Genomic DNA, 21,777 nt, shown 5'->3' with positions numbered 1-21,777 from the left:
ATGATAATGGAAAAAGTATTAGTAATCGTTGGACCTACAGCGGTAGGGAAAACAGCGCTTAGCGTGGAATTGGCTAAAAAATTTCACGGTGAAATTATTAGTGGGGATTCACTGCAAGTGTACAAAAAATTAGATATCGGGACGGCTAAAATAAAAACGTCAGAAATGGAAGGTATCCCTCATCATTTGATTGATGTCATCGAACCGAATGAAACTTATTCCGTAGCAGATTTTCAAAAAGCTGGACGAAAATTGATCACAGAAATCACAGAACGTGGTCGTTTGCCGATGATCGTTGGCGGAACAGGGTTGTATATTCAATCTTTACTTTATGATTTTCAATTGGGTGCAAAAGAGGAAAGCGTCACAGCAGTACGAAAAAAATATGAAGAATTAGCTGAAACACTCAGTAAAAAAGAACTTTGGGAGTGTTTGAAAACAAAAGATCCGCTAGCAGCGGAAAAAATTCATTGGAATAACCAACGAAAAGTGATTCGAGCTTTAGAAGTATTTGAAGTGACTGGCTACAGTATCACAACACCGCAAGAGGAACCCGCACGTCTTTATGATTATTGTATGATTGGTCTTAATACCGAGAGAGCCTTGTTATACCAGCGCATCAATCAACGTGTAGATAGTATGTTAGAGGAAGGCTTATTAGAAGAAGCACGTTTTGTGTATGAACTTGGTGAAGTCCAAGCGAGTCAAGGTATTGGATACAAAGAATTTTATCCGTATTTTAAGGGAGAAGAATCTTTAGAAAACGTTGTGGAGCAGTTGAAGATGAACTCGAGACGGTATGCAAAGCGACAATTAACATGGTTTCGTAATCGTCTTGATGCACATTGGTTTGACTTATTAGCAGAGTCCAGTAGTATGGAGCAAATTGATCAATTGATCAGAACGTGGTTGGAGGAAAAAGATGACAAATAAAAAAGAAAAAGTGATCATCGTAGGCGTTGAGACAGAACAGAATCAACGATACTTCACAGAGTCGATGGCAGAATTAAGCAAGCTGACCAATACAGCTTCTGGGGAAGTTGTATTTACATTGACGCAAAAACGACCGCAAGTCGATCGTCAAACCATTATCGGTAAAGGTAAATTACAAGAATTGATCCAACAAGCGGATGCTCATGAAGCGGATCTGATTATCTTTAACCATGAAATGACCCCTCGGCAGAGTCAGCTAGTCTCAGAAGCAGTAGGAATCCCTATCATTGACCGAGTCCAGTTGATTTTAGATATTTTTGCCATGAGAGCCCGTTCGAAAGAAGGAAAGCTGCAAGTAGAGCTAGCTCAATTAGAATACCTTTTACCACGCTTAGCTGGACAAGGAAAGTCATTGTCTCGATTAGGTGGTGGAATCGGAACGAGAGGACCTGGGGAAACCAAGTTGGAAACGGATCGACGTCATATCCGTAATAAAATATTAGGGGTAAAACGTGAGTTGAAGGCTGTAGAAGCGCATCGAGCGAGAAACCGCCAGAAAAGACAGTCTAGTGAAATCTTTCAAATTGGTTTGATTGGGTATACCAATGCGGGGAAGTCAACCATTCTTAATTTGCTTACGCAAGCGGATACGTATTCTAAAGATCAGTTATTTGCTACTTTGGATCCCTTAACAAAGAAATGGCGATTTGCAGAAGGATTTGAGATTACTGTTACTGATACGGTTGGATTTATTCAAGATCTTCCGACACAATTAATTGATGCGTTCCATTCAACATTGGAAGAAAGTCAATCAATGGATCTATTGTTACATGTAGTTGATGCAAGTTCGCCAGATCGTATTTTGCAGGAGCAGACTGTATTACAGTTGATGGCGGAACTAAAGATGGAAGAGATGCCTGTATTAACAGTCTATAACAAAGCGGATCAAATTGATCCAGCCTTATTTACTCCCTCACTCTTTCCAAATGTATTGATATCGGCGCAAAGTACCGATGGGGAAGAAAAGCTAGTACAAGCGATCAAACAGCAGTTGTTGGAATTGATGGTGCCATACACGCTCTTTGTACCCAGTCAGGATGGGCAAACGTTAAGTGCTTTACGAAGACAAACCCTCGTTTTGAAAGAGCATTTTGTAGAAGAAAAAAATGGATATGAAGTAAAAGGATTTGCAAAGTCAACTTCTAAATGGCTGAATAGTTAAATGGTCGTTGTCTCTTTCTTATCAGAGTGACCTATGTATTTTCTCTTTTTTTAAAAGTTAGAAAACTTGAGCAATGAATCGTTGCTCAAGTTTTTTTGTAAAAAAACCAACTCTCATGTTAGAAAACCTGACATAAGCGGTTGACAGTAGTTTTTTTGATTGGTATACTTTACCCAACTTGTTAAACGAAAGGGGACGTCTGATGGGAGAAAAGGAATTGCGCCGTTCAATGTCTGTATTTCCAATTGGTACAGTAATGAAACTGACTGATTTATCCGCACGACAAATTCGTTATTATGAAGAACAAGATTTTGTTCATCCTGAAAGAAGCGAAGGAAATCGTCGAATGTATTCATTAAACGATATTGACTTGTTGTTAGAGATCAAAGATTATCTTTCTGATGGATTAAATATGGCTGGTATCAAACGAGTTTACGAAATGGCTCAAGCCAAAAAACAGGAAGAAAAGAGCAAAAAACCGCTAACTGATCATGACGTTCGACAAATTTTTCGTGATGAGATATTGGCGCAAGGTGGGCTAAGTAAAACTGGGCATTATCAGTCGCAAGGAATGCAACGACAATTCTTTGACTGAATAATATAAAGAAAAAGAAAGAGGGATACCATGGTAAAGAAACAAATAACTGGTGATGAAATTAAACGAATCATTGAAGAAGAGAACGTTCGATTTTTAAGATTAATGTTCACAGATATCTTAGGAACGATCAAAAATGTCGAAGTACCCGTTAGTCAAATCGATAAAGTACTTGAAAACAAAATGATGTTTGATGGTTCTTCGATCGAAGGTTTTGTTCGGATTGAAGAAAGCGATATGTATTTGTATCCTGATCTTTCAACATGGATGATCTTCCCTTGGGAAAGTGATCATGGCAAAGTAGCTCGTTTGATTTGTGATATCTATAACCCAGATGGCACACCTTTTGCAGGTGATCCACGCGGGAATTTGAAACGTGCATTAAAAGATATGCGCAACCTTGGATTTACCTCTTTCAACTTAGGTCCAGAACCAGAATTCTTCTTATTTAAGTTAGATGAAGATGGTGGAATCACGACCACGTTAAACGATAAAGGTGGATATTTTGATTTTGCACCAACAGATTTAGGTGAGAACTGTCGTCGTGATATTGTTTTAGAATTAGAAAGCCTTGGGTTTGAAGTAGAAGCTTCTCACCACGAAGTAGCTCCTGGGCAACATGAGATTGATTTTAAATATGCAGACGTTGTGGATGCTTGTGACAATATTCAAACATTCAAACTAGTCGTTAAAACAATTGCTCGTAAACATGGGTTACACGCAACGTTCATGCCTAAACCATTATTCGGGATCAATGGTTCGGGGATGCACTGTAATATGTCCTTGTTCAATGATGAAGGAAATGTCTTTTATGACAAAGATGGCGATTTAGAACTTAGCCAAACAGCGTATCATTTCCTAGGTGGGCTATTGAAACATGCTCGTGCCTATACAGCGGTTTGCAATCCTACGGTCAACTCATATAAACGTTTAGTTCCTGGCTATGAAGCACCAGTATATGTGGCATGGAGCGGTCGTAATCGTTCACCATTAGTCCGTGTTCCAGAATCACGTGGCTTATCCACACGTTTGGAATTGCGTTCAGTTGATCCATCTGCTAACCCATATCTAGCAATGGCTGTTTTATTACAAGCTGGATTAGATGGCGTTCGTAATGAAATCACACCACCAGCAGCGGTGGACCGAAATATTTATGTGATGAACGAAGAAGAACGAGAAGAAGCCCACATTCAAGATCTTCCTTCAACGATCCATAATGCAATCAAAGAATTAAGAAAAGACAAAGTGATGATCGATGCTTTGGGACAACATATCTTTTCGAACTTTGTCGAAGCAAAACGCTTAGAATGGGCAGCCTTTAGACAAACTGTTTCAGAATGGGAAAGAGAACAATACTTGGAATTATATTGATTATCGTTGCCCATTAGAATACGAATAATTGGAGTTGGAGAGATCAATCTCACCTCATTCTAAAAACGAGTAAATGGGTTTTTAGCATCAGCTCCTTGAAATAAGCCTGAATTTTTCAAAACATGAAAAGCTGTTTCGAGATTTTCATCCTTAATACTCAGGGCAAACCGCTCTTTTCACAACCTTCTTATGCTTGATAAACAGGACAATAAGCCAAAATTTTACGAAAAATGAGTACGACTGAAAAGAAAGACAGTTTGTTTTAACTGATTTCTTAGTCGCTGAAGACTTATTTTAGGAAATTTTGGCTTATTTTGTTCGCGCATTGTTTGGTGAGTAACTTATGTGGTGGGACAACAAAAAACTCCTGAAGAATACACTTCAGGAGTACGAGAATGAGAAACGGATGATGTTAAGTTATTCTGAATCACAAATAACTGGTTGGATTGTGTAATGAAATCATTCTCTACGAGTAGTATACAGCTATTTCTGATTGAAATTTTTTTAAAAATTTTAATGGAAAGAAAATTATTTGCAAAATATGAATAACACACCTATTCTATAGTATAAAAAATTTTTTTCATTTTTTTTGTGTGTAGAATTTTCCTAAGAATATTCTTGTTTTACAGTGATTATTGCACTCCTGGTTGATACGCACAAGTAAAAAATGAGTTCATTGAAGATTGTATATGATGATAAATAATTGAATCTTTTTAATTTGAGCACATTTATTTCTTCTGGGAGGAAAATTAGGAGTGCTCAAATTAAAGTTATTGCCTTATTATTATATTATAAAGGAGGCATAAATTTATGAATGAAGTTGAATTAGATCAAATAATCAAAGATATGAATAAAGAATTAGAGGAAGATGAAGAAAATATATTTGTATTAGACCTACGTACTTATTCTAAAGATGAAATCAATTACGTAGTAGATCGTCTTAATCTAAATGATCATAAGCGTGAAAAGGTTAGAAAATCACAAATTAATTCAATGGAAAAACATCAAGTGAAAAAAAAATATTTATTAAGAGAAGAAAAACTTATAGCTGTTCATAGAAATTTAAACAAACAAAGTGAGGAAGTCCATTCATTGTCTGATCGCTCAAAGAGGATAGATACAGTTGTTGTATCTATCAATCAATTGATTCATGATCCGGAAATTAATGCTATTCGACCGATAGACGAGTCTGAGATAAGTGAGGCATTATACATCTTCTTTGAAAAAAACTATTTTACACCAGATGAAATAAATTCAACTATTGATAAGCTAGAACTAGCAAATAAAGAAAATTTTCGTGAAACACTTAGAAAAACGGAGATTGAACGAGAACCTCGACGTAAAATCAAGTTTTTAAAAGAAGAACGAAAGCAAAAAATTAACGAAATGGTGCAACAGTCGATGACAGATTCTTCAAGGACGTTCACAGAGGTTGCAGAAAGTCTTAAAAAAATGTATTCAGAGTTACCTTACAAAGTTAATGAGGCTGATTTAAGTGAGGATATAGGATTTGTAATAGAAACGTTTAAGATGAAACCTAATGATATTGGTTCTTTCGTGGACTTGTTTGACCTCCATCCTGATACTCGTAATGAAATTAAAGAATCTCAAAAGAAAAGAATTGAGGGTATGAAAGCAAGTAGGGATGTTGGACTTTCAATAAAAATAGAGGAGTTGAGAATACGCCGTCCTGTTACCCTGATACAGGATATCACTTCAGTACTTCGTGAGCAAATGAATGACCCAGTTATTCCACTTGCACAACACGAGGTTGTATCTATATTAGAAGCGAATTTAGATACACGACATAGTATAACAATAGAAGGTACTTCAAGACGTGTTTTGCCTCTTAGGCAGAATGAATATAGGGAAATTATACATAATCTCGGTTTGAGCGTGGAAAACGTAAATGAACGTTGGCAGGTTAACCGCCATGCTGTAGAACTGCTGACTAACTATGCTGAATTCAATATGTTACAGCATCCACAAACAGATCTTGTGCATGGCAATCCACAGGAACTTTCAAACCTTGAATTATATAAAAGAGAATTTAGAGAGTTGGTTAAAGAAAGTGTAGGCAAGGTGGGAACTAAAGCTGAAGATAAATCAGGTTTTCAAGCTGAAATTTCTAATTTGACCCCCGAACAACAGGAACAGGTAATGAAAAAAGTGGAGGATTTGAAGAAAAGAAGACAAGAAAACTGGAAACAATTAGATGTAGAAAAATTGTTACCGTTAAAAAATAGGACAGAAAAATTCAATGCTGCAGGAACGAGAAGTACAAACACATCTGAAAAACAAGGACAAAAATCTTCTAGAGATCATCAAAGATAGTCTAGTGAATGAGTAAAGAAGTCGTATGGCTAATCGTTCTTACTAAAAGAATGAGTGTACCATTTTTCGTGCAGTTTTTTATTAGAGAGTGAACTACCTGTTTTCATTTATCAATGACGTTGGATTATTCTTATGATTAACGACATCTGCAACGTTAAATTAGAGGCTTGACTTTCTTCAAATTTGCTTGTAGTATACTCATTGGGCACCCTTTTAAAGGGTCAGAAGTTCACAGAAATTTTGCTCCCTATTCTAACTAGAATAGGGAGCTTTGTTCATTTTCTGGGACTTTTCCTGCAGATAAAAGAAGAAGGAGTTTTTGAACTTATGACAAAATACATTTTTGTAACGGGCGGCGTAGTTTCATCGATTGGTAAAGGAATCGTTGCAGCTTCTTTAGGTCGTTTGTTGAAAAATCGTGGCTTAAAAGTAACCATCCAAAAATTTGATCCCTACATCAACGTAGACCCGGGAACAATGAGTCCGTACCAACACGGAGAAGTTTTTGTAACAGACGACGGAGCAGAAACTGATTTGGATCTAGGCCATTATGAACGTTTTATCGATATCAATTTGAACAAATACTCCAATGTTACTACAGGGAAAATTTATTCAGAAGTACTTCGTAAAGAACGAAAAGGGGAATACTTAGGAGCAACTGTTCAAGTCATCCCTCATATCACTAATGAAATCAAAGAGAAAATCATGCGTGCGGCAAAAATGACTGATTCAGACGTGATCATCACTGAAGTTGGCGGAACAGTCGGCGATATCGAATCTTTACCATTTCTAGAAGCACTACGCCAAATGAAGGCGGATGTTGGTGCTGATAACGTGATGTATATCCACACCACATTGATTCCTTACCTAAAAGCTGCTGGAGAAATGAAAACTAAACCAACTCAACATAGCGTGAAAGAATTACGTGGTTTAGGCATCCAACCTAATATCTTGGTGGTTCGAACAGAGCAACCTGTTTCACAAAATGTGAAAAATAAATTAGCACAATTTTGTGACGTAGAACCCGAAGCAGTGATTGAGTCACCAGATGTGGACACACTTTACTCTATTCCATTGCTTTTACAAAAACAAGGGATGGATCGCATTGTTTGTGAACATTTGAAACTAGAAACGCCAGAAGCTGATATGGAAGAATGGAAACAATTAGAAGAAAAAGTATTGAATCTGAAGAAAAAAGTCCGAATTGCTTTAGTAGGTAAATATGTAGAATTACCAGATGCTTATATCTCAGTTGTTGAAGCGTTGAAACATTCAGGCTTTGCTTTTGATGCGGATATCGAACTTGACTGGATCAAGGCTCAAGATCTAACCAAAGAAAATGTTGCAGAATATTTGAAAGATGCAGATGGTATCTTAGTACCTGGTGGCTTTGGCGATCGTGGGGTCGAAGGAAAAATTGAAGCGATCCGTTACGCTCGTGAAAATGATGTGCCTTTCTTAGGGATTTGTTTAGGCATGCAAATGGCGTGTGTTGAGTTCGCTCGTAATGTGGTTGGTTTGGAAGATGCTGCTTCAGCAGAAACTACACCAGAAACAACAAATAATATCATTGATTTGATGGCAGACCAAGAAAATATCGAAAACTTAGGTGGAACGTTACGTCTAGGTCTTTACCCATGTAAAATTAAAAAAGGAACGAAAACAGCCGAAGCTTATGACGGAGCCGATGTAGTACAAGAACGTCACCGTCATCGTTATGAATTCAACAATAAATACCGTCAATTATTTGAAGAAAAAGGATTAGTATTCTCAGGTGTTTCTCCTGATAATCGTTTAGTGGAAATCGTGGAATTAACAGAGAAAAAATTCTTTGTTGGTTGTCAATTCCATCCAGAATTGATCTCAAGACCAAATCGCCCACAAAAATTGATCAAAGGATTTGTCGGAGCTGCTTTGTCTGAACGTGAAGGAAAATAAGCGGGACAAATACGCTTTTAATGTTTCAGATGAATTTAGAGAAAACAGTTATAAATAAATTGTTATTGTTTGAACAATAAAAAACGATAAACTAGCCATTTTTGACTAAATCAGCCAACTGAAAACCTTATTTTTTGCAAAAAAGTTCTTGAAAATTTTCATTTTCATTGATTTTAGTAGAAAACTCTGAAAATGTTTGGTAAAATAGGTTCGTTGGTTAAGGATAGTCTTAACAAATTTAGTTTTACAAAACTTAGGAGGAATTTATTATGCCAGTAGTATCAGGAGCTGAATTTTTAAAAGCTGCTCGTAAAGGCGGTTACGCTGTCGGCGGATTCAATACAAATAACTTAGAATGGACTCAAGCAATCCTTGAAGCAGCTGAAGCAAAACAAGCACCAGTACTTATCCAAACTTCAATGGGTGCGGCTAAATACATGGGCGGCTACAAAGTTGCTAAAGATATTATTTGTGACTTAGTTGAATCAATGAACATCACTGTTCCTGTTGCCATCCACTTAGACCATGGTGACTATGATGCAGCTATGGAATGTATCGAAGTAGGCTATACTTCAGTTATGTTTGACGGTTCTCACTTACCATTTGAAGAAAACTTGAAATTAGCGAAAGAAGTTGTAGAAAAAGCTCACGCTAAAGGAATTTCTGTTGAATGTGAAGTTGGTTCAATCGGCGGAGAAGAAGATGGAATCATCGGTAACGGTGAATTAGCAGATATCGAAGAATGTAAACAAATGGTTGCTACAGGAATCGACTACCTAGCATGTGGTATCGGTAACATCCATGGTCAATATCCAGAAAACTGGAATGGTTTAGCATTTGATCATTTACAAGCAATCGCTGATGCTGTAGGTCCAGATATGCCTTTAGTATTACATGGTGGATCAGGTATTCCTCAAGAACAAATCCAAAAAGCAATTTCAATGGGTGTTTCTAAAGTAAACGTAAATACTGAATTCCAATTATCATTTGCTAAAGCTACTCGTGAATATATCGAAGCTGGCAAAGATAAAGAAGGAAAAGGTTTTGACCCTCGTAAATTGTTAGCACCAGGTAAAGCTGCAATCATTAAAGATGCAGAAGAACACATTGATTGGTTCGGTTCAGCTAACAAAGCTTAATTAATCGATTAAGAATGCCGTAAAACAGGTTCAACCTGTTTTGCGGTTTTTTTTTTCGCAAATTGATAATCGTTCACTTTGATAAACATTTGTCCATCTTTTTTCAGAATAGACCTTTGATTTTTGAGGAAATAAAAAAAATTGGGAACTCGTTTCTTTATTTCATCTATGATAAAATACAAGCATGTGTAATAAAATTGAACAATAACAAGGTGGAAATCAATGAAAAAAATCATAATTGAAGGAAATCGTCCGTTAACTGGTGAAGTAACGATCAGTGGGGCTAAAAATAGTGCAGTGGCTTTGATTCCTGCAGCGATTTTAGCAGATTCTCCGGTTATTTTAGAAGGCGTACCTGATATTCAGGATGTTCATTCACTAATCGAAATTTTAGAAATCATGGGAGCAAAAATCCATTTTTCACAAAACATTTTAGAAATTGATCCCCGCGGTATCGTCTCTGTGCCCATGCCAAGTGGTAAGATCAATAGTCTACGGGCTTCCTATTATTTTATGGGGGCACTGCTTGGAAAATTTGGTGAGGCAGTGGTTGGTTTGCCAGGTGGTTGCTACTTAGGACCACGACCAATTGATTTACATGTCAAGGGTTTCGAAGCATTAGGTGCTTCAGTCAACAATGAACATGGTGCAATGTATTTACGGACCGACCAACAGGGATTACAGGGAAATCGGATTTTCATGGATGTCGTTTCAGTCGGTGCAACGATTAATGTGATGCTGGCTGCTATTAAAGCGAAAGGTCAGACAGTAATCGAAAATGCCGCTCGTGAACCAGAGATCATCGATGTTGCTACTTTGTTAAATAATATGGGTGCCAAAGTGCGAGGAGCAGGGACGGATGTGATCCGGATCGAAGGTGTAGACAAACTCCATGGTTGTCGCCATTTCATGATCCCTGATCGAATCGAAGCAGGGACTTATCTAGCGCTTGCTGCAGCAGCAGGAAATGGTGTTAAGATCAAAAATGTGATTTACGAACATTTAGAAAGTTTTATTGCTAAACTTCAAGAAATGGGCGTAAACATGACAATTAGAGAAGATGAGATTGAAGTGTTTCCGTCTAAAGAGTTAAAAGCGGTGAATGTGATGACTTATCCATATCCTGGGTTTGCAACAGACTTACAACAACCATTGACTCCCCTCTTATTAATGACCAAAGGAACAGCTGAAATCACAGATACGATCTATGCTAAACGTGTGAATCATGTGCCTGAATTAGCACGTATGGGTGCTGATATATCAGTGGAAGGGAATTTGATCATTACAAATGGACCAAATAAACTTCATGGAACAGAGGTAGTCGCTTCTGACCTTCGAGCAGGTGCTTGTTTAGTTATTGCAGGTCTCATGGCTGAAGGAACAACTACTATTTATAACGTAGAATATATTTTACGTGGTTATGATCATATTATTGAAAAATTGACGGCATTAGGTGCTGAAATCCAAATGGTGGAGGAAGTGGAAGCTGAATGAGTGATTATTTAACGATGGCGGAACTGGAAAATAAGACATTAAAAGAGGTCTACAGTTACGCAAAAGAATTTAAGATTCCTTATTATAGCAAAATGAATAAAAAAGAATTATCTTTAGCTGTGATTCGGGCGCAAGCAGAAAAACAAGGGTTTTATTATATGGAAGGAATCTTAGATATCGTTGGACAAGATGGGTATGGTTTTTTACGACCAATCAATTATGGGCCAAGTGTAGAAGATATCTATATCTCTGCTTCACAAATAAGACGGTTTAGTTTGCGAAATGGAGATAAAGTAGCAGGAAAGGCTCGCCCACCTAAAGAGTCAGAACGTTATTATGGGTTGATGCACGTGGAAAGTGTAAATGGAAAAGACCCAGAAGAAGCCAAAGAACGTCCGCATTTTCCAGCTTTGACACCTCTGTATCCTCAAGAACAGCTTAGGTTAGAAACAACCTCTCAAAGACTAGCAACAAGAATGATCGATATCTTCTCACCGGTAGGTTTTGGTCAACGTGGCTTGATCGTAGCACCTCCTAAAGCCGGAAAAACTTCTGTGTTAAAGGAAATCGCCAATGGAATCACTGAAAATCATCCAGAAGTAGAACTGATCGTTCTTCTGATCGATGAACGCCCAGAAGAAGTCACGGATTTGGAACGCAGTGTCAAAGGAGATGTCGTTTCATCTACTTTCGATTTACAACCACAAAATCATACAAGGGTATCTGAGTTGGTTCTGGAAAGAGCGATGCGTTTAGTCGAAGATAAACGAGATGTCGTGATCTTGATGGACAGTATTACCCGATTAGCTAGAGCTTACAATTTAGTCGTACCGCCAAGTGGTCGTACATTGAGCGGGGGAATCGATCCAGCCGCACTATATAAACCAAAAAAATTCTTCGGAGCAGCTAGAAATATCGAAGAAGGTGGAAGCTTGACGATCTTAGCAACTGCCTTAGTCGATACGGGTAGCCGAATGGATGATGTGATCTATGAAGAGTTTAAAGGAACAGGGAATTTAGAACTTCAACTGTCTCGTGAACTATCTGAGCGTCGTATCTTCCCTGCCATTGATATCAAGAAATCTGGTACGAGAAAAGAAGAGCTTCTAATGCCAGAAGATCAATTAGAAGAAATTTGGAAGTTACGAAAGAATATGGTCGGCGATTCATTGGAATACACCGAACAATTGATCCGTTTTTTAAGAAAAACCAAAAACAATCAACAATTTTTCAAAGAATTCCAAGATGTCTCGTTCGGTAAAAAAAATCAGACAAGAAATCTAAAAAGATAATTGCAACGTTGTTAGAAACATGTTAAGATGTTACTGTTGTATATCGACAAATCAACTCTGGTTCAGCAAATGGGTCAGGGCAAAGGAGCGAAAACGCATGAAAGAAAACATCCATCCAGATTACCATCCAGTAGTGTTCTTGGATTCAACAACTGGCTTTAAATTCTTGTCAGGTTCAACAAAAACTTCACAAGAAACAGTTGAATGGGAAGACGGTAATACATACCCAGTCATCCGTGTCGAAGTTACTTCTGACTCACATCCATTCTATACTGGACGTCAAAAATTCACACAAGCAGACGGACGTGTGGACCGTTTCAACAAAAAATACGGTCTCAAAGACGCAAACGCTGCAGAATAATCAAAACATTGTTCATACGATGTTTAGCAGACTATCTGATAAGGGTAGTCTGTTTTTTTGTGTTTTCTGTTTCTGATAATCAAAAAATGGTCACTAAAAATTTATCATACCATATTATTTAAAAGTCTGATTTTCATTATTTCCTTCTGTTGGAAAAAAACGACAACATTTATAAAATAATGCATGTTAATGTTATATTATAAAGAAAAAATAACATTAAGGGGTGCTAATATGAGTAAGAAGAAAGCAATGATTTTGGGGTCTTTACTGTTCAGTATGGTTATTTTATCAAATGACCTAAATGTTGAGGCAACAGTAAATGAACCGACTATTGGGACGGAAGTCGTTCTTTCAGAGCGAAGTAATGAAAACGTTTCAACGGTCTTGAATGCTTATCAAAGTGAGGATGTTGAGAGTTATCGGGAAGAAATCGGTAATTGGTTTGGTCCTAGTAGCAATCAATCTACAGGGATCTATAAACGTAAAAATGATACGATCGAAATTTATGTAGATGAAACGGCGCAACAACTACCGACGTATACGATTACCAGGGCTAGTCTGAAAGATTATCTCGAAGGGGCAACGAAAGGGAAACGACTAAATAGAGGAAGAAACGTCATTTCCGGTACTCAAGAAGGTGTGATCCATATCCAAAATGAATCCACTCGCATTACGCAACAAAAAACGAGAATTGAAATACGTGGTGGTATTACAATTCCACGTTTTATTCTAGGAAAAATGACCAATAAAGATTGGCAGAATGAAGTAAGAAATCATCCAAATGCACCTGCTTATGAATTGGTCAGTGATCGAGTTTTGGTTACAGGATCCGACAAAACAATTAATTATGTGAAGGACCCAACTAAAATTTTAACAACGAAAGAAAAAGTAATTGATCTTCACGATCAAACAGCCGGACTAGATAATAGCGCTACAATCCATCGTCAACCAACTGGCTTAGTTCAACATATGCGTGAAACGAGTGCCAGAGAAGATTATATGTACGCGTATGAACAACATACTGGTTTTAATTATGCAGATGGAATGAGAGTCTTGTTAGATCCAGACGGTTCCTCACAGTGGGGGATTTGGCATGAATTAGGTCATACCTATCAAATTGATGATATGGGTTGGGAGGATATGACCGAAGTGACCGTGAATATCTTTTCGATGCGGGTACAAAAAGCATTAGGGCAGCGTAGTCGTTTAGAAGAAGATCGCGTATATACGGATATTTTCAATTATTTGAATCGAAGTCAATCGAAAAATTTTGATAAACAAGATGAATTTGTTCGACTAGGAATGTTTTGGCAGCTGGAATTAGCATTTGGCAGCGACTTCTATCCTAAACTACATCAGTTATACCGTGAAGAAAGTCCACAGCTATGGACAGAACAAGACAAGCGACAACATTTTATCTTATCTGCTTCAAAGATCAGTAACAAAAATCTAACGCCATTTTTTGAAAAATGGGCTATCGAAGTTACTGCTGATACTAAAAAAGAATTAGCAAGACTACCAAAATTAACGAAGAAAATCTGGGAATATCGTGATGAAATGAAAGGTGATGTAGGAAATATCACCGATGATGATAATAACAATGGCAACACGGAAGATCCTTCAATTGAAACTTGGGATAAAGATAAAGTGTATGTTGCTGGAGATATTGTCATGTATAAAGGTGTAAAATATCGTGCAAAATGGTGGAATACCGATAAAGTTCCTGGAGAAACGATTGACTGGGAAAGAATTGATTGATCATCAATAAACACAACGTATTTTGATTGTAACGGTCAAAATACGTTGTGTTTTTTTATATAAGTAAGGCCTGAAACACATGAACCTCTTATTTTGATGATCACTATCGATCATTTTTTTGACTGATTTTTTAAAATTTTGATCCATTTTTCGTTATTCGTTCAAAGCATTGAATGGCTGAATTAGGGATGCTATACTTGCCACAGTTATTAGAAAGCGTTAACAAATAGTGAAAGGAGGCTATATGGAGTGGAGATTAGTCAACTGATTTCAGAAGGATTGATTCTTTTCGATGACTCAATTCGATCAAAAAAATCATTATTTGAATGTATCGGTACTACACTTGAAACCACACATAGAGTAAAAAGTGCAAAAAAAATAATCAAAGCATTATTCAAAAGAGAAGAGGAAGTGCCTACAGGGATTGAAGCTGGATTTGGTATCCCACATGCTAAAAGCAAGGCTGTCATTACACCAACCATTTGTTTTGTTCGTAGCAGCCAGATTACAGGATATCTTGGCTTAGATGGGGAGCCAATTGCATATACTTTTGCAATCGTGGTTCCTGCAAACGCTGCTGACAGTCATCTTGAGATTCTCAGTGCGTTGTCAAGGCGATTAATTGATCCAAACTTTAGAAAACAAATCAAAGAAGCAAATTCAGCCTCAGAAATTATGACCGTTTTAAAAAATGAAGAAAAAGCAATTCGTTAAATGAATCATCGAATAATGTCACACGCATCAACTGAGACCGTTATTGAATAAGCAGATAGGGGAGAATAACGATGAAAATAATTGGTGTAACCGCATGTCCTACGGGAATTGCGCATACGTATATGTCCGCTGAGAAATTAGAAGGGACTGCTAAAAAACTAGGCCATGATGCAAAGTTTGAAACGCAAGGAATCAAAACGGAAAATAGGTTAACTACAAAAGAGATTGCTGAAGCAGATGCGATTATTCTAGCAGTTGATAAAGAAATTGATATGCAACGTTTTACGGGTAAAAGAATCAAAAAAGTTTCAACGAGTCGAGCAATTAAAGAACCAGAATTGGTAATTGATGAAGCATTAAAAGGGATCAATACGTTAGAAATTGCTCAATCAGTTGAACAAACAAAAGCCACGAAACAAAAAGCCACACTTTATAACCATTTTATGAGTGGTGTGAACTATATGTTACCGTTTGTTATTGCGGGCGGAATTATTATCGCATTAAGTTTTGCTTTTGGGATCACTGCAGCGGATCCTGAATCAGCTGACTATAATGTCCTAGCTGCCGCATTTTCTAGAATTGGCGGAGACACCGCTTTTGCTATGATGGTGCCAGCTTTAGGGGCAGGGATTGCGACCTCTATTGCGGGGAAAGCTGGCTTTGCACCTGGGATCGTGGCAGGACTACTGGCATCTACTGGTGGTTCTGGATTTCTTGGGGGGATGATCGGGGGGCTGTTAGCAGGATATGTGACAGATTTTCTGGCAAATAAAATTCCTGTAAAAAAAGGTATCTTAGCGATGTATCAATTGATCGTTGTTCCGCTAGTATCTATCTTGATCATTGGTTTAGCAATGGTTTTCGTGATCGAACAACCCATTTCGTGGTTATTAGAAGTATTAACCAATTGGTTGAATAGTTTAGGCAATACTTCTGGGTTAATGTTTGGCTTGATCATCGGCGTGATGATGGCAGCTGATATGGGAGGGCCGATCAATAAATCGATCTCAACTTTTTCCATTGGTTTGATGTCTGCCGGAGTCAATGCACCGATCGCAGCATGTATGGCAGCTGGAATGACCCCACCACTGGGGATAGCTTTAGCCACACTGTTGTTCAAGAAAAAATTTACGAAAGAAGAACGGACTTCTGGTCAATCCTGTTGGGTGCTTGGTGCTTCTTATATTACAGAAGGAGCGATTCCCTTCGCAGTTTCAGATCCGATTCGAGTCATTCCGAGCTTGATTCTCGGCTCTGCTACTGCAGCGGGTATCTCAATGGCTGCCGGTGTCACATCCATTGCTCCTCATGGTGGGATTTGGGTCATGCTGATACCTAACGTGATCAATCACCTACCCATGTATTTGCTAGCGATTGGTGCTGGGACAGTAGTTACGGCTCTTTCACTTGGATTATTAAAGAAATCAAGCGAAGAACAAGTCGGAAATGAAGAAAAAATAGTGAAGCAAGAAAAAATAATAAATGAGGTGGAAGTATAATGTTATATACAATGAAAGAGTTATTGAAAGTAGCTAAAGACAATCAATTTGCTGTTCCTGCTTTTAATATTTGTAGTTATGATATGTTAAAGGCAATCATGGAAGAAGTAGAACGGTTAAATGCACCAGTGATTTTAGAGATCCATCCCGATGAGATTGCTTACTTGAATGATGAATTTGTTGCTGCTGTTCGAGCTTATGCGCATAAAAGTAAAGTACCTGTAGTGATCCATCTTGACCATGGCGGTAAAGTAAGTGATGTGTTACGAGCTATCCGCAATGGCTATACCTCGGTTATGATTGATGCCTCCTTGCAATCCTTTGACGATAATATAAAGATAACTAAAGAAGTGGTGGCTCTAGCTCACGAGGTAGATGTGTCAGTCGAAGCAGAAATTGGTACGATTGGGAATAATGGGTCAGCAGAAGGTGGGGCAGCTAATATTATTTACACAGATCCTGAACAAGCAAAACAGTTTGTTGAAGAAACGAATATTGATACATTAGCTATCGCTATTGGAACAGCACATGGCTTATATCCTAAAGATAAAACACCAAAACTGAATATCGAGTTATTGAAAGAATTGAATGAGACCATCGATTTGCCGTTTGTTTTGCATGGTGGTTCAGGAAATCCGGATAAAGAAGTAAGCGAAGCAGTTAAATATGGTGTAGCTAAGGTCAACCTTAGTTCGGATCTAAAAAGTGTCTTTTTCGATGCTTTAAGAGAAATCTTAAATGAAAACCCGGAAATGTATGAACCGAATATGATCTACCCTTATGCGAATCAAAAAGTACAGGAAGTAGTGAAACATAAAATGACGATCTTAAACACGATCGATCAAGCCAAGTGTTATAAATAAGACGAATTTCTCACCGTTTATTCGTTTTAGAGATACTAAAAGAGACCGAGACAAGTTTTGACTCAGTCTCCAATGAAATCGAAATCGAGTGGTCATGAAAAAATGCTCAGTATTTCTAGGAATAAGCCAATGAATCGCTAATTTTAGTTGTTTCGGCTGATGTCCTATAGCGAAGCATTTTCATTCTAACCACTCGATTCTGTTTTTGGATGTAGGTGGAGGCATCTTTGTTTATGGTAAAATAAAGCGAAAGAGAAAGGAGTGGGGAAGATGTTAAGTGACGTAGAAGAGCGACAACAAACGATTGTCAATCATTTGAAAATCAACCAATTTGCCAGGATTACTGAATTGATCGATTTAGTAAATTACAGTGAAGCGACAGTGAAACGAGATCTTGTTGTCTTAGAACAAAGTGGTCTGATCCGAAGAGTCCGCGGTGGGGCTATGTTAGTAGATAATCAGAAAATCGATGTACCATATATGATGAAAATCACCCATTTAGAGGAAGAAAGTGAAAAACGTTATATTGCGGATATTGCAGCTAATTTGATCAAAGATGATATGGTTTTATTTTTAGACTCTAGTACAACTAGTTTGCATTTAGTTCGAAATTTAGGGCGATTTGAAGGGCTGCAAATCATTACGAATGGGGTCATTACTGCTGCGATGCTAAGTGAATTTACTTCAGCAAAAGTATCGATCGTCGGTGGTAAAATCGTTCAAAAACGAGCAACGATCAACGGAGCAAAAGCGTATAATGATATTTTGACTTATGCTGCTGACCTTGCAATCATCAGCTGTCGAGGATTTGATTTTAATCAAGGAGTGACCGAAACGCATGAAGGAGAAGCGTTAGTAAAAAGAGCGTTTCGTAAACAAGCCAATCAGTTGATGGTGTTAGCTACACAAGATAAATTAGAACAACGCTTCATTCATCAAGCAATTGCTAGTCATGAAATCGATTATTTAGTGACCAGTCAGAAATTAACGAACGAACAATTGAAAAAAATCCATGAACACCACACAGAGTGTTTTTATTAATCAGAAAGACCAATAAAAGTGAATGTTCTCATAAAATTCATTCATTGATAACACCTATAATTTGTATCAAGAAAGCTATAGTTTGTTCATGTACACCCTTTTTGGTAAGCGCTATCATAAATTGTGGGAGATAATAATTGAGAAAGGAGTAACGAGTGAACAGTTGCAGCAAGCGATTAGATAAGAACAAATCATAGGAGGTAGCGATGAAGAAGTTAGAAGGTACTTTAGCTGGATTGTTGGTAACGGTGATGATGGGAATTGCTCTGAAAGAACCGGTCGTTTATGCACAAGTAGATGCCACAAATCCCGAGGTAAGGGTTTCGATGGATAATCAACCGGAGTCCTCTTACTGGTTCCCTGATGAATTGCTTAAATGGACGTTTGATCAGGATACAGATGCGAAATACAATGTTAGTGTTGAGCCTTTAGCCGCACGAGTGGAGAAATCGCACTTATTAAAATCGAATACTACCCAAAACGAAAAGATGAAGGTTGTCGCACTTTCGATCATGAATAATAGCACTAGTGGAAATGCACCAAGAGGGAGCAATCAGTTTGATGCAAATGTTTTTTCGAATTGGCAATATATTGATCAATTGGTTTATTGGGGAGGCTCAGCTGGCGAAGGTATTATTGTTCCGCCAAGCCCAGATGTTACCGATGCGGCGCATAAAAATGGTGTGCCTGTTTTAGGTACGATCTTTTTTCCACAAGGGGCCCATGGCGGAAAAATCGAATGGTTGAATACTTTTTTAGAAAAAGATGATCAAGGTCATTTTCCAATCGTGGACAAGATGATCGAAGTCGCCCAAAGATATGGGTTTGATGGATGGTTCATCAATCAAGAGACAGAAACCAATCTAACGAAAAAGCACGCTGATTTAATGAAAGAACTGATTGGGGAATTTAAACAAAAATCAGCTGGAGCGTTAGAGGTTATGTGGTACGATTCCATGACAAGTGATGGGAAAATGGATTGGCAGAATGCGTTGACTGATCAAAACCAAGATTATTTAGTGGATGCTGATTTGAATCCAGTAGCAGATAGCATGTTTTTGAATTTTTGGTGGAATACCTCTAGCTTAGCAGGCCAAGATCTATTGCGTAAATCAAAAGAAAAAGCAGAAAGTTTAGCCATTGATCCCTATGATTTATTTGCGGGAATCGATGTCCAAGAAAAAGGGTACGATACACCGGTCAGATGGGATTTGTTTACGGATAAGAAGGGAATACCCTATACTTCACTAGGGCTTTACGTCCCAAGTTGGACCTATTCTTCTTCCAATGACCCAATGGACTACCAACAAAAAGAAGAAAAATTCTGGATCAATGAACAAGGGGATCCTACTAAAAGTACACTACCAACCGGCACAAGTTGGCCTGGAATCTCTACTTTTTCGGTTGAACAAACCGCTATTACGCAATGGCCTTTTATCACCAATTTCAATGTTGGAAATGGTTACAGCTATTTTAGCAATGGGCAACAAGTTTCAACAAATGAATGGAATAATCGAAGTCTCCAAGATATCATGCCGACTTACCGCTATATTATCGAAGAAGGAGCTGGCAATAAATTAGCTGGTAGTGTGGACTATACTACTGCTTTTAATGGTGGGAGTTCCTTGGCTTTTAAAGGAAAACTTGCGGAAAAAGTAACAAGTAAGATCAAACTGTATCAAACAAAAGTCAAAGTCGAGAAAAACATGTCATTTACGACGACAGCCAAAGCATCTGATCGAACCACGTTGAAACTAGTGTTAGGTTTTGCTGATGGTACATTTGAAACGTTTAATGGCAATAAAAAAATAGGGAATGACTGGACAACGGTTTCTTATCCTTTGAATAAAGCAACTGGAAAAGAAGTAACGTCGATTGCCTATGAGGTAACCTCAGCAAAAGCAAGTGAGAATTATGAGTTATTCTTAGGTCAAATTTCTGCGACACCTAAAAAGGTGCTGAGTCCAACAGCGGTCAATGATGTTACGCTCGATGATTTGTCATTTGACGAAGAAGCAATGTTTGCCGGGATCAGATTATCTTGGACTAGTCCACAAGCAGATCGCATCAAATACTATGAAATTTACCGAGTTCTAGACGATGGAACACGTGTCTTTATCGGAGCCACACCTGCTGAGAATTATTTTATCAATGGCTTAGAACGTCAAAATGCAACAGCTACAGCTATCGAAGTTGTGCCAGTTGATATCTATGGCAACAAGGGTGAACCTTCCAGACCAAACAGTTTTGACTGGCCACCTGTTCAGTTACCACGTGCTTCCTTTACTGTCTCAAAAACTTTGGTAGCGCCAGGAGAACCGATCACTTTTACGAACACCTCTTCACGAAATACCCAAAGTTTAAAGTGGACATTCAAAGGTGCTGATGTAGAGTCAAGTACGGAAGAACAGCCTCGTGTCACTTATTCAAAAGAAGGAAGCTACGATGTAGAATTGACAGCGATCAATGAAGCAGGAGAAACGACAACTGAAATGAAAGGGATCGTTACGGTTACCAAGAATGCCCAAGCTGGTCTGAGTTTATTATCTAAAGGTGCCAAAGCAGAAGCCTCTTCATATGTGAATGAATCAGAGGCACCAAAGTTTGCTGTCGATGGTGATCTTGGAACAAAATGGTGTGCTGTAGGGAGTGCCCCACATACCATCACGGTTGATTTAGGAACAGCTAAATTGATCAGTGAAGTGCGCATGGCCCACGCTTCTGCAGGAGGAGAAAGTGTAGGCATGAATACCAAAGCTTATACTATAGAAGTGAGTGCAGACGGAGAAAATTTCCAAGAAGTTTCGCGAACAACTAATAATACGCAAGGTTCAACGCTAAATACCTTTGCAGCAACGACTGCCCGATTTGTGAGAGTCATCATCGATCAACCAACTCAAGGCGCAGATACAGCTGTCCGTCTTTATGAACTAGAAGTTTATGGGTTAGCAGAATAAAAGTTGAGTGATTGTTTCTGAACAAAAAGGAGTTTTGACAGAAGTATCTAATCATGAAAATAAGCCGAAGAGAGGTTGAGACAAAAGTGTTCAGCATCAAGAAATAAGAAGGAATTTCCGAAAATTGCTTCTCAAATTTTTGGTAAATTTCGGCTTATTTCCGAAGATGCTACTTTTGTATCACCGTTTATTCGTTTTTAGAGATACTAGAAGGGACTGAGACAACTTTTGTCTCAGTCCCTCTTCGGCCAATATTTTGCTAGAGG

General features: G+C 38.1%; 16 protein-coding genes. All 16 read left to right on the top strand.

Annotated features, from left to right (window positions below):
- The first annotated feature begins 6 nt into the window (after window positions 1–6).
- The 16 genes from miaA (at window position 7) to IGJ32_RS09885 (ending at window position 21,511) form a co-directional block, all read left to right on the top strand.
- Window positions 7–933 (top strand): tRNA (adenosine(37)-N6)-dimethylallyltransferase MiaA, encoded by a 927-nt coding sequence (miaA, locus tag IGJ32_RS09960; RefSeq protein ID WP_081128158.1) that lies wholly within the window; start codon window positions 7–9, stop codon window positions 931–933.
- Entirely contained in the window at window positions 923–2,155 is a 1,233-nt protein-coding gene (hflX, locus tag IGJ32_RS09955; protein ID WP_342081884.1) for a GTPase HflX, read from the top strand. Before miaA ends, hflX begins: the two co-directional genes overlap by 11 nt.
- A 202-nt stretch (window positions 2,156–2,357) precedes the next feature.
- A complete protein-coding gene (locus IGJ32_RS09950; protein ID WP_010718712.1) occupies window positions 2,358–2,750 on the top strand; it encodes a MerR family transcriptional regulator in 393 nt (130 codons plus the stop codon).
- A 30-nt stretch (window positions 2,751–2,780) separates the two neighbouring features.
- Window positions 2,781–4,121, top strand: a complete 1,341-nt coding sequence (glnA, locus tag IGJ32_RS09945) for a type I glutamate--ammonia ligase (RefSeq protein ID WP_010718711.1) — start codon at window positions 2,781–2,783, stop codon at window positions 4,119–4,121.
- An 810-nt stretch (window positions 4,122–4,931) separates the two neighbouring features.
- Entirely contained in the window at window positions 4,932–6,455 is a 1,524-nt protein-coding gene (locus IGJ32_RS09940) for a hypothetical protein (protein ID WP_342081883.1), read from the top strand.
- 327 nt (window positions 6,456–6,782) lie between these two features.
- The gene (locus IGJ32_RS09935; RefSeq protein ID WP_010718709.1) at window positions 6,783–8,393 is read left to right on the top strand and encodes a CTP synthase; all 1,611 of its coding nucleotides are present in this window, start codon (window positions 6,783–6,785) and stop codon (window positions 8,391–8,393) included.
- 269 nt (window positions 8,394–8,662) lie between these two features.
- On the top strand, window positions 8,663–9,532 hold the full coding sequence (locus IGJ32_RS09930; protein WP_010718708.1) for a class II fructose-bisphosphate aldolase: 870 nt from the start codon (window positions 8,663–8,665) through the stop codon (window positions 9,530–9,532).
- Window positions 9,533–9,754: 222 nt separating this feature from the next.
- A complete protein-coding gene (locus tag IGJ32_RS09925) occupies window positions 9,755–11,026 on the top strand; it encodes a UDP-N-acetylglucosamine 1-carboxyvinyltransferase (RefSeq protein WP_010718707.1) in 1,272 nt (423 codons plus the stop codon).
- Complete coding sequence (rho, locus tag IGJ32_RS09920) at window positions 11,023–12,318, top strand: transcription termination factor Rho (RefSeq protein ID WP_010718706.1); 1,296 nt, start codon at window positions 11,023–11,025, stop codon at window positions 12,316–12,318. The genes IGJ32_RS09925 and rho overlap by 4 nt, the downstream gene beginning before the upstream one ends.
- Before the next feature lie 97 nt (window positions 12,319–12,415).
- Window positions 12,416–12,679, top strand: a complete 264-nt coding sequence (locus IGJ32_RS09915) for a type B 50S ribosomal protein L31 (RefSeq protein ID WP_010718705.1) — start codon at window positions 12,416–12,418, stop codon at window positions 12,677–12,679.
- Between the two features lie 231 nt (window positions 12,680–12,910).
- Window positions 12,911–14,437: a M60 family metallopeptidase gene (locus tag IGJ32_RS09910; protein WP_225792581.1), complete on the top strand. Its 1,527-nt coding sequence runs from the start codon at window positions 12,911–12,913 to the stop codon at window positions 14,435–14,437.
- A 249-nt stretch (window positions 14,438–14,686) separates the two neighbouring features.
- Window positions 14,687–15,151: a PTS sugar transporter subunit IIA gene (locus IGJ32_RS09905; protein WP_342081881.1), complete on the top strand. Its 465-nt coding sequence runs from the start codon at window positions 14,687–14,689 to the stop codon at window positions 15,149–15,151.
- A 71-nt stretch (window positions 15,152–15,222) separates the two neighbouring features.
- Complete coding sequence (locus tag IGJ32_RS09900) at window positions 15,223–16,650, top strand: PTS fructose transporter subunit IIC (RefSeq protein ID WP_207426813.1); 1,428 nt, start codon at window positions 15,223–15,225, stop codon at window positions 16,648–16,650.
- Window positions 16,650–17,513 carry a ketose-bisphosphate aldolase gene (locus IGJ32_RS09895; RefSeq protein ID WP_034698965.1) on the top strand — a complete coding sequence of 288 codons (864 nt, stop codon included), beginning with the start codon at window positions 16,650–16,652 and terminating at the stop codon, window positions 17,511–17,513. Before IGJ32_RS09900 ends, IGJ32_RS09895 begins: the two co-directional genes overlap by 1 nt.
- A 270-nt stretch (window positions 17,514–17,783) precedes the next feature.
- Window positions 17,784–18,554 (top strand): DeoR/GlpR family DNA-binding transcription regulator, encoded by a 771-nt coding sequence (locus tag IGJ32_RS09890; RefSeq protein WP_096710034.1) that lies wholly within the window; start codon window positions 17,784–17,786, stop codon window positions 18,552–18,554.
- Between the two features lie 206 nt (window positions 18,555–18,760).
- The gene (locus IGJ32_RS09885; protein ID WP_373169211.1) at window positions 18,761–21,511 is read left to right on the top strand and encodes an endo-beta-N-acetylglucosaminidase; all 2,751 of its coding nucleotides are present in this window, start codon (window positions 18,761–18,763) and stop codon (window positions 21,509–21,511) included.
- Window positions 21,512–21,777: the final 266 nt, after the last annotated feature.

It is taken from the genome of Enterococcus sp. DIV1639a, assembly GCF_050530445.1.
GTDB classification, from domain to species: domain Bacteria; phylum Bacillota; class Bacilli; order Lactobacillales; family Enterococcaceae; genus Enterococcus_B; species Enterococcus_B hirae.
The sequence above is the reverse complement of the archived record's forward strand: the minus strand, read 5'-3'. Positions and strand labels throughout refer to the sequence as shown.

Bases quoted from the DNA above. Each gene is read 5' to 3' on its own strand.
- glnA (WP_010718711.1), top strand. From the start codon at position 2,781: ATGGTAAAGAAACAAATAACTGGTGATGAAATTAAACGAATCATTGAA.
- IGJ32_RS09900 (WP_207426813.1), top strand. From the start codon at position 15,223: ATGAAAATAATTGGTGTAACCGCATGTCCTACGGGAATTGCGCATACG.
- IGJ32_RS09910 (WP_225792581.1), top strand. From the start codon at position 12,911: ATGAGTAAGAAGAAAGCAATGATTTTGGGGTCTTTACTGTTCAGTATG.
- rho (WP_010718706.1), top strand. From the start codon at position 11,023: ATGAGTGATTATTTAACGATGGCGGAACTGGAAAATAAGACATTAAAA.
- IGJ32_RS09885 (WP_373169211.1), top strand. From the start codon at position 18,761: ATGAAGAAGTTAGAAGGTACTTTAGCTGGATTGTTGGTAACGGTGATG.
- IGJ32_RS09930 (WP_010718708.1), top strand. From the start codon at position 8,663: ATGCCAGTAGTATCAGGAGCTGAATTTTTAAAAGCTGCTCGTAAAGGC.
- IGJ32_RS09935 (WP_010718709.1), top strand. From the start codon at position 6,783: ATGACAAAATACATTTTTGTAACGGGCGGCGTAGTTTCATCGATTGGT.
- IGJ32_RS09940 (WP_342081883.1), top strand. From the start codon at position 4,932: ATGAATGAAGTTGAATTAGATCAAATAATCAAAGATATGAATAAAGAA.
- IGJ32_RS09895 (WP_034698965.1), top strand. From the start codon at position 16,650: ATGTTATATACAATGAAAGAGTTATTGAAAGTAGCTAAAGACAATCAA.
- miaA (WP_081128158.1), top strand. From the start codon at position 7: ATGGAAAAAGTATTAGTAATCGTTGGACCTACAGCGGTAGGGAAAACA.
- IGJ32_RS09950 (WP_010718712.1), top strand. From the start codon at position 2,358: ATGGGAGAAAAGGAATTGCGCCGTTCAATGTCTGTATTTCCAATTGGT.
- IGJ32_RS09925 (WP_010718707.1), top strand. From the start codon at position 9,755: ATGAAAAAAATCATAATTGAAGGAAATCGTCCGTTAACTGGTGAAGTA.
- IGJ32_RS09915 (WP_010718705.1), top strand. From the start codon at position 12,416: ATGAAAGAAAACATCCATCCAGATTACCATCCAGTAGTGTTCTTGGAT.
- hflX (WP_342081884.1), top strand. From the start codon at position 923: ATGACAAATAAAAAAGAAAAAGTGATCATCGTAGGCGTTGAGACAGAA.
- IGJ32_RS09890 (WP_096710034.1), top strand. From the start codon at position 17,784: ATGTTAAGTGACGTAGAAGAGCGACAACAAACGATTGTCAATCATTTG.